At 47.2% G+C, this 9,519-nt stretch carries 7 protein-coding genes and 1 pseudogene; 2 read left to right on the plus strand and 6 right to left on the minus strand.

Annotated features, from left to right (window positions below; genetic code table 11):
• Nucleotides 1-32: 32 nt before the first annotated feature.
• From V6C93_RS37040 to V6C93_RS37055, 5 genes and pseudogenes are all read right to left on the minus strand, one after another.
• Entirely contained in the window at nt 33-404 is a 372-nt protein-coding gene (locus V6C93_RS37040; protein ID WP_333481699.1) for a response regulator, read from the minus strand.
• 300 nt (nt 405-704) lie between these two features.
• Nucleotides 705-908, minus strand: a pseudogene (locus V6C93_RS38685) (ChaB family protein); the annotation flags it as partial.
• Nucleotides 909-1,134: 226 nt separating this feature from the next.
• Nucleotides 1,135-1,926 carry a hypothetical protein gene (locus V6C93_RS37045; protein WP_333481700.1) on the minus strand — a complete coding sequence of 264 codons (792 nt, stop codon included), beginning with the start codon at nt 1,924-1,926 and terminating at the stop codon, nt 1,135-1,137.
• A 337-nt stretch (nt 1,927-2,263) separates the two neighbouring features.
• Nucleotides 2,264-2,710 (minus strand): hypothetical protein, encoded by a 447-nt coding sequence (locus V6C93_RS37050; RefSeq protein WP_333481701.1) that lies wholly within the window; start codon nt 2,708-2,710, stop codon nt 2,264-2,266.
• Between the two features lie 259 nt (nt 2,711-2,969).
• The gene (locus V6C93_RS37055; protein WP_333481702.1) at nt 2,970-4,466 is read right to left on the minus strand and encodes a phenylacetate--CoA ligase family protein; all 1,497 of its coding nucleotides are present in this window, start codon (nt 4,464-4,466) and stop codon (nt 2,970-2,972) included.
• A gap of 131 nt (nt 4,467-4,597) precedes the next feature.
• Between V6C93_RS37055 and V6C93_RS37060 the strand changes: the two genes are divergently transcribed.
• Both V6C93_RS37060 and V6C93_RS37065 read left to right on the plus strand, forming a co-directional pair.
• Nucleotides 4,598-6,511, plus strand: a complete 1,914-nt coding sequence (locus V6C93_RS37060; protein WP_333481703.1) for a serine/threonine-protein kinase — start codon at nt 4,598-4,600, stop codon at nt 6,509-6,511.
• Between the two features lie 212 nt (nt 6,512-6,723).
• Entirely contained in the window at nt 6,724-8,832 is a 2,109-nt protein-coding gene (locus V6C93_RS37065) for a serine/threonine-protein kinase (protein ID WP_333481704.1), read from the plus strand.
• Between the two features lie 15 nt (nt 8,833-8,847).
• Here the strand turns inward: V6C93_RS37065 and V6C93_RS37070 are convergent, their stop codons facing one another.
• On the minus strand, nt 8,848-9,090 hold the full coding sequence (locus tag V6C93_RS37070; RefSeq protein ID WP_333481705.1) for a hypothetical protein: 243 nt from the start codon (nt 9,088-9,090) through the stop codon (nt 8,848-8,850).
• Nucleotides 9,091-9,519: the final 429 nt, after the last annotated feature.

Genomic DNA, 9,519 nt, shown 5'->3' on the forward strand with positions numbered 1-9,519 from the left:
AACAGTTTTTCATCCTTCATGCTTTTTTTGTTTTATATAACTTGTTGCAACAAGTACTTTACGGTGTCGATTAGCTCTTGGGGATGGCACAATTTGGAAACATAAGCATCAGCACCTTGCTTGCAGCCCCAGTAATAGTCACATTCTTCTGTTTTATTCGAGTACATGAGTACAGCTGGTTTGTACTCTTTTTTAGGGCATTTTAGCTTACGACAGACTTCGTAACCATTCATCCGAGGGATAACGATGTCTAGAATGACCAACTTAGGGCAATGACGTTCTGCTAAGGAAAGAGCTTCGACGCCATCACTCGCAAAAATTATGTTTAACTCAATGCCTCTGAGGAGTTTTCGGAGTATCTGCTGTTGGGCAAAATCATCCTCCACGACTAGAACTGTACCCATAACCACCTATCTTAAGGAACTACTACTTATTAATGGTTAAATACAGTTCGACGGAGGGAAATTCCGCAAGTTTCTTACACAATCTGCAAAAGAGCCTCGCGTTTCCTACAGATACAAAAAAAGAAGTCAAAAATTAAGTTTCTCTGGAAGAAGTTAGCCAAAGTTTTTCCTTCCAATAGATAAAATTATTACAAAAAGTACCCACCCATTCCTCAGTTGAATGGGTGGGGTTTAATGATTATCTTATGAGTGCGTTTCAAAGATCGTTGGTAAAGCTGCACCTATAACAATGACAGGCGGTTAATTGCCTTCAGAGGTAATAGGTTTGTGGTGAATGTTGGAATCTTGAGGAACCTTGTACCACTTGCCATCTGAGCCTTGGGCGTAACCTTGCTTGACACTGTTCCAAGTTACATTGATTGCACCCTCTCTGCTAATACCATCTTCTTGAGAGCTTTTGAAGGCCGCTTTGAAAATATTTTGAGCACCTTCCGGTAAATCGTTTACTTCTGAAGGTCAGTTTTCCAGTTGTACTTCAGCCATGAATTGTCTCCTTTTTTGCTTGGCCTTCATCGTAGAAAGCCGGATATTCAAATTCCTCTTTCTGCGAGGTAGTCCTAGTGTCCTGAGCCCTCTATCTCAGGAAGGACGTAGTATGAACTGATTTTGTATCAATGAACACCAAACTTTAGATGTCCTCTTGGGCTGCAATACAATCATGTTTTACGACTTATAGACGTTGCTCTGTATCGCGCATGAAGCCGTACTGCTGCTCGATTTCAGAATCCGGTGTTACTTCGTAAACCTCCACTGGAGTCACCTCTACTTCAGGTAAATTGTCTGTAGTAAAAGTTAATGTGGCGTCAGGCGAATTGTAAGGGGTTGGTTCAATAACAATCCGCTGTTTTGGCTCAATAATTCGAGTGTCTTGATGATTAGATGGCTTGGCATGTTCAGCGGCATCTTGGACTTTGTCTGCTGCATTAAAAGCGGCTCCCTTTGCTTTGTCGGCTGCGCTTTCGATGGAGGGTTTAGCACGCTCAGCGGCATCTTGGACTTTGTCTGCTACATTAAAAGCGGCTCCCTTTGCTTTGTCGGCTGCGCTTTCGATGGAAGGTTTAGCACGTTCAGCCGCATCTTGCACTTTGTCTGCTGCATTTAGAGCGGCGTGTTTGACTTTATCCGCTGCATCTTCTATGGATGGCTTGGCATGTTCAGCGGTATCTTTAATCTTTTCAGCTACATTTTCAGCCGCATCTTTGATTCTTTCTCCTGCATCATCGGGAGTAGCCTTTGCCGCTAAACCCCCTGCAACTGCACCTGCAACTGCACCAATGACAGCTCCTTGTTTGCCAGCGATTCTACTACCAATGACAGCACCGACTGCTGCTCCAGCGACTCCAGCGGCAAGGCTACCTACGCCTGCTTCATCAGAAGAGTCTTCAACTTCAACTTCAGGTTGAACTGTAATGGATTCAATATTTTCGTCGTAGTTATCCAAAAATTTTTCGTTACTATTCATGCTTGTTTTCCTACCTTCAACTCAAAGGGTTTAATGTTCACTTAGGGCTGCTTGTTATATGTTGTTAATGTAGCGATCGCAGACTAAGTTTCACCCCAAGCTAAAGGAGGATATTGACCAAGTTCCCGTCAGTCGATGGATATAGCTAATTTAAAAGCCTCTCTTAAAGGTTGAAGAGAGGTGAAACTTCTACCCTACACAAATGAAAATCGTTGCATTCCCTTGTAGGGTATAAGCAAATATAGGTACTGTAGGGGAGCACAGCCGTACTCCCCTACAATGCCGAACCTAAACAATTAAGATGCTCCTCATGAGAACGCCTATAGAACCTTTTACCTTACATGCCATTGATTTGAGTATTAGGTTGAGTCGTATTTGTACCACCTGGAAACAGTTGAATTGTATCTGTGCTGGTAGGGAACTGTGGAATCGTACCCGTTCCTAGAGGAGAAATCGGACTCCCCGACGTTTGTGGAATCGTACCTGTTCCGATCGGTGGAATTTTGGGTTGAGAAATTGGACTCCCCTGTGTTTGTGGAACCGTACCTGTCCCGACAGGAGGAAGTTGAGGTTGAGGAATGGGACTCTCAAACGTTTCTGGTGTTCCGCTCGTCCCGAAAGGACTTTGTTGAGTGTTTCCTGAATTGCTCTGCGCGAATAATTGTCCGCTAGAACTGGAATCGATGTTTGCTAGTGCTGGAAAAGCGAGTAAAGTGCTAGCGCTAGCAACGCCCATTAGGGTAAAAAGCTGTTTAACTAATTTTTTGTTATTGTGTGCGCTCATGGCTCTGTCCTCTTGATTAGGCTAAAAGCATTCTGAGCTTTGAAATTCTTTTTCAAAACCGAACGAATGTTAGTGTTTGAGCAAAATTGCTCTAGAAGAAGCTACGTCAGTTTAAAATTGAAGACGTATTTTTAAAGGCTTCTATATCGAAGGTTAACTCTATAAACTTCTGTGAAGCCTGTATCTAAGGGTATGTCAAATGCTAATTTTTACAGTTAAATAATGTGTCAAATTACAGAGGAATCAGCTAATGTGATCGCTAGCGGGTATATCGATGCTTGACTCCGATGGGAAAATACTCTGGGTCACCCATTGGAGCGAGTTCTACTAGCGGCACCTGATACTGTTTAGGGACATAGTTGGCAAACTCGCTATTGAGGCGCAACAGTTGGGAAAGAATCGAAGAAGCGATCGCATCCCGCTTCTCTTCACTCGCTTCACTTGTGGGCGCTAGCTCCACAACTACCGATAAAAACCGATCAAGCTCAGCATCTTCCTTCACCTGCATCACAAACTTCCCTGTCACCCACTCCCGAACCATCGGTTGCTCCAACCCCACCATCACATTCTCCGGGTAGATATTCGCACCGAAGTAGGAAACTGTAAAATTAGACCGCCCAAACACATAGACAAACGGTAAAGGATGAATTCCTCTGCCCCCTTGCAACGCCGCCACCGGGTCAAAACCCCATTCGGCTAAGAACTCCAACATGGCATCGTAAGCAATGAGTCCTCCATGATCCGAAATGTGATAACGTAGCAAGGGAATACCATTATCTCCCGAAAACAGCAACGTCTCCTCGTACACCTCAAAAAAGCGACTGATGGGGTCATACTGTACCAACGTCGGTAAGCGTGATTCCCCGAAGAGTGTTCTTGCAGCATCGGGATTCTCGGCGAAGAAACGACGAATGCAAATACTCAACGGTGTTTCATTCCCCAGCACCCCCGCATCTGCGGTTCCATAAAGTGAAGCAGAATCATAGTAGGGATTATTTGAGCCAACTCGTTCCCCAACCAAACTACGCCACTCCTCGCTGAATACCTCTCCCGCCATCACCCACTTAATCTGATACCTGTGCCACTCCACCCCGCGAGCAATACCTGTATCAATCACATCCTTAAGAAAGGGTGGATAACCGAGTAATACCACCTGCTCAAAGGCAGAACTCAGTTCTTGAACCACTCGGAATATCTCGTCTTTGTTATTACCGGGAGTGACAACAGTAATCGGATAACCCTTACTCGCCAGGTAGCGGCAACAATTCGTGGTGTACATTCCACCAACCCAGGTTCCTAAGGTAAAGCAAATCACAGCTAAGGTGCGGCGATTGTCGGCATAAAAACTATCGTGGAAAATCTGCTCGAAGCGCGTCGCTATCTGAAGTTCATCGGTGAAAAAGCGAGGCCAAAAGGTGGGTTTCCCTGTAGAACCAGAGGAAACGGCGATCATATCGCACATGTCCAGTTGTCCATTCCGGCACAACTCTGCTAATGGATAACGTGAATGGTAGTTATTTTTAGTAATAAAGGGAAGGTTTACGAAATCTTCAAACGTCTGGATGGAGTTATAAGAGATACCGTGTTGAGTCAAAAAAGCTCTGTACGCAGGAACATGAGCGACAACATCGTGAAATAACGCTAGGGCAGCCGATGCTGGAGAGGTGGTTTGATGCCGTCGGAGTTGTTCCTCAAAGGGTGTACTTAGGAACGCTTGAAGCGCCGTAACTGCCCGTTGACGTTGTTCTTCTCGCATCTTCCCAATTGGTTGAGTTAAAAATTACGCTTACGATACAGGAAGTTTACTCTGTCTGGCAATTGCTCTCAAACACACTGAATTGGCGTACAAAACAGCTAGGATGCTTACTGCAATCGTGTTTCCTATTCTTGACCAAATACTCAAAAGGTCTCAAGCCCCGGACTTTCAGTGGTGAGGACAATCCAAAATCCAACATCCAAAATCCAAAATCGAATGACTTGGTTATGATACCTCTCTATTGCAGTCAAGGCCACAAAAATGACTTCACTTACCGATTTTGTCAACAGTGCGGTCAAAGACTCCCATTGAGCGCTGGGCACGTTCTGGAAAAGCGCTATCGCATCGTGAGTCAGTTGGGGCAGGGCGGTTTTGGTCGCACTTATTTAGCCGAAGCACTACAGCGCTTTAGCGATCGCTGCGTCTTAAAGGAATTTGCTCCCCAAGTTCAAGGTGCACCTGAGTTACAAAAAGCCAAGGAGTTGTTTGAACGAGAGGCTGGGGTGTTGCATCAACTCCAACACTCTCAACTACCAAGATTTTGGGAGTTGTTTCAAGCGGATATTGGAGGCGGTAACGGTTGCCTCTTCTTGGTGCAAGATTACGTGGAGGGTCAAACCTACTTCGATTTGTTCAAGTCAGGCAAGCGGTTGAGTGAGGCAGAAGCGATTCAGTTCCTGTGTCAAATGTTACCCGTACTTTCCTACATTCACACCAAAGGCGTCATTCATCGCGATATTTCTCCTGATAATATTATTCTGAGAAATTCAGACCAGCTTCCCATACTGATTGACTTTGGCTGTGTTAAAGAAATTGCCGCAACCGCTGTTTCCAATTTTACGAATATCGGGGTACTCCAAACTCGATTAGGTAAGAAGGGATACGCCCCAGAGGAACAGTTGCGCAAGGGAGAGGTTTATGTCAGCAGCGACTTGTACAGTTTGGCAGTAACCGTGCTGGTGTTGGTAACGGGTAAAGAACCTCAAGACTTGTATGACATCTATCAGGCGTCTTGGCGTTGGGGGGAAATTAAGGTGTCATCTCCACTGCAAGGGATATTGCAGAAAATGCTGGCTCATAAAATCAGCGATCGCCCCTCTAGTGCCAATGAAGTCCTGCAAGCCCTCCAACCGCAGCGATCGCTTGCTTCGTCAACGGTGACTTCTTCCCCCATATCTCAGAAGCAGACGCAAGTTGTTGCGCTCAAAGCCAACCCTGACACATCGGCACTCAATACCAACCCGACTCCTCGCCCATTCGCCCTTAACACGATCGCCTCCTACATGCACACACTGGTGGTGGCTCCCAAAGCCCCTCCCAAGCCCATTCCAGCTACACCTACGCCAGTTGCCCAAAACCCTAACCATCAAGTTATTCCAAAACAAAACCCCCCTCAATTTCTCAACGGGTTCAGCTGGTGGTTGCTCAAGGTAGGGATTGGTGGAGGCTTGATTTTAGTGACGGGATGGGTGGGTTGGACGATGATGAGTTCCATCATTCGTTCAGTAAACTTAGAGCGATCGCCGCGTTCCGAAACACCTTCGACATCGCAGAATCAACCACCCAGTGAATCGGTGAGTTCCTCAGAACAGAAGCGAACTGAGCAATTATTGAGTCGCCGCCAAGAACTAGGTATTTCAAATGCATATTTTAATAAATTAGTCAATAATTCCTTTTTCTCTAAACACCCAGAGGCACGAGGGCGGACACTCACGCTGAAAAGAGAAGATGCGGATTTACGAAAAGAATGGCACAACACGGCAAAGGACTTGCTCGATAAACTAGAACAAGCTCAACTCAGTGCAGCGGCTCGTCGCCAACTGGGAAGTTATACTCAACGGGATTACCAAACTTGGCAGCGTAAAGCCAAGCAAGGACAATTGGGCGGTTATACAATGAACCAGCTGAGTCAACAAACGGATCAAACCTTTTATCAGCTGTTTCCTGAGCAACGGAGTGAGAAACTGAACTTACTGACATTTGGTCAGATCTGGTATGCGATCTTCTCGGATCGGGTCACTCAACTCGAAACGGGAAAGACATAAGCGGTTGTGCATCTAATAGCCTTAATCTACACTTGTGTTTCCTGTCCGTTGTTGATTGTCCCTTGGCAAAAGCAACTGATCCCTGACCGATCGCAAAAAGCCAGAATGCAAGTGGGTAGTGTTCCAACCCAAATAGCTGAGTCGCAATCGCTTCAGCTTGAACAAATCTCCGCTTGTGCCTTTCACTCTTAATTATTGGTTTGGCATTTTCAATGGCTCCTCTCTATTGCTCTAAAGGACATGAAAATCCCTCTGTAAATCGCTTTTGCAGGCTGTGTGGCGAGAAGCTGACCCCGCCGGATGCCCAAGAAGGTGTTGAGGCGGGGATGGTGATGGGGGGTCGCTACCGTATTGTTCGGGAGTTGGGGCATGGGGGCTTTGGACGCACCTATTTAGCCGAAGACCTGAATCGGTTTAGCGAATCCTGTGTTTTAAAGGAATTTGCCCCCCAAGTTCAAGGTACCTACGCCCTACAAAAAGCGGAAGAACTCTTTGAGCGGGAAGCGGGTATTCTCTACAAGTTGCAACATCCTCAAATCCCCAAGTTCCGTGAAATGTTCCGAGTTAAACAAGGGAACAAGGGACGCTTATTTTTAGTACAAGACTATGTGGTCGGTCAAACGTACCACGCCTTACTCGATAGTCGCAAGCAGCAGGGACTACGGTTTAATGAAGCGGAAGTCACCCAACTGCTGCTGCAAATCCTACCTGTTTTGGAATACCTCCACTCCTTGGGTGTGATTCATCGTGATATTTCTCCCGATAATCTAATTCTGCGCAGTACGGATGGGTTGCCCGTGCTGATTGATTTTGGTGGGGTAAAGCAAGTTGCGGCATCAGTTGCCTCTCAAGTGATGGGGTCATCCCCAGCGGGCGGAACGCCTGCCTATGCCACTCGCTTGGGGAAGGTGGGCTTTGCGCCCCATGAGCAGATGCAAGGGGGCATGGCTTATCCCCACAGTGATTTCTACGCTTTAGCGGCAACGGTATTAGTATTGCTGACGGGGAAGGAACCGCAATTGTTGATTGACCCAAACACGTTAGTTTGGAACTGGCGGCGGGAAGTCAATCTCAGCCCCAGGCTAGGGAGCATACTGGAGAAAATGCTCCACCTCAATCCGACGGAGCGTTATCAAAGTGCACGCGAAGTGCTGCAATCCCTCACGGCACCACCCGCACCCCCTGCTTACCTCCCGACTCAGCTTCCACCCTCTGCAACGGAAGCCACGATGGCAGTTGCCCCACCCCCTGCGCCAATCGTCCCCGCAACACCAGTGCCGAGTTCCAGTGTTAATTCGTCATCCGGTTGGTTGGGGAAACTTCTGGCAGTACTCGTGCTGATTCCAGTGGCGGGTGCAATTGGCTGGTTGGCGGGCAATTGGTGGATACAGTCCCAACTGCGATCGGACAATCCTGGGCCGCAACCCACACCGAGTACTTCAGTCTCGCCCACAATTGAGCCAACGCCAGAGCCATCATCGCCGTTTTCTCCTGATGAGGTACGGCGTAAGGAAGCCCTACAGCAACGTCGTGCCGCGCTGAATATTCGCTATAACTTTTACGCTAGCTTAGTGAATGAGGAATATTGGAAGCGATACCCCGATCGCCGAGGACGGACTCTAGGTGATGGGCCGGAAGATGCCGAAGCCAGAGCACAATGGGATGCGATCGCCTCCGATGTTCTGCGGCAACTGGAACGTCTCGATTTAAGTGATGCAGCGCGGCGGCAGTTGGGAAGCTATACAGAGGCTGACCTCACTCGTGCCAAAGCCGACGCCAATCAGTTGCGCGTTAGTAGCCGCAGCCTTTACGACCTAGTCGATGCTAAGTTCTTTCAGGCGTTCCCGCAACAGAAAGATAACAAGGAATTTCGGAACAAACCCATCTTTCAAATCTGGCAAGGGATGGTTGCGGATACGCTCCCCGCACTGAAAACTAGAGAGGCTTTAGAGCGCATTGAGTTTGAGCCACAGGCGGTTAGCAAAACCGTCAGTGGCACCCTGAAACCCGGAGGTGGCAAAGTCTTCCTGGCTACTCTTTCTGCCGGTCAGGTGATGAAGGCCAACCTGCAAACTGGAAGTAGAGTGTTGCTTTCCATTTATAGTCCTAGCGGTAAGACAACCTTGCTGGAAGATTCGCGCGATCGCACTTGGTCAGGCGAACTACCAGAATCGGGCTTGTATGAGTTTGTGATCGTATCAGAATCCTCTGAGTCGGTTAATTATCAACTCGAACTCACCGTTGAAAATGCAGCTCCCCCTGAACCCACACCCGAGAGTTCGGCAACGCCTGAAGCTTCCCCTATTGAATCACCAAGTTGATCCGCTCAATTTGGCTCAATTCCACCAGTCCTGTTCCAGTTCTCCGCTTTGGATTTTTTCCCAGATCATTTGTCTACACAACTCCAGTTCCTCAAAGGAAACTTTTCCATCAGCACGCATTGCCGCCTGGATAGACTCCATTTCATACTTTGTGAGCTTACCATCGGCGATCGCACGCTCAATAAGAACTCTGAGTTTTTCTAAGTCTTGAAGTTCTGCTGGGGAGGGAGCTGTGTTACTGCAACGTGAAAATTTCATTGGTATTCCCCCTACAAGTACGTGTTTACCTTACTCAAGGGATTCTGTCGAATTTATAGTCATCGCCATTGTCTACCTGATCAACCCCAAAGTTGGAAACTGCAACCTAATCTTTAGATTTGGCGATGGAAATAAAGGCTCAGAAGAACTGGAACGATAAACTGCTTGATCAATCAGCCAAACTCGCTTCAGACTCTTGATGAGTACCTACAGCAAAATTCGCCTTTGAAACGGCAAGCCCCAGACGTAGCTTAGCGAAGTCTTTGGGTAGTTCACACGGTCTTTTGGGTTGTTATTGAACTGGGTATATTGAGGAGCTGACGACAAGTCTCTCGGAGTTTTTGGGCATCAAAGGGTTTGGTCAAATATTCGTTTGCCCCAGCTAGGCGTCCTTGCACTTTATCAAACACTTTGTCTTTGCCAGTCACC

The organism is Allocoleopsis sp. (genome assembly GCF_036703385.1).
Classification (GTDB): domain Bacteria; phylum Cyanobacteriota; class Cyanobacteriia; order Cyanobacteriales; family Coleofasciculaceae; genus Allocoleopsis.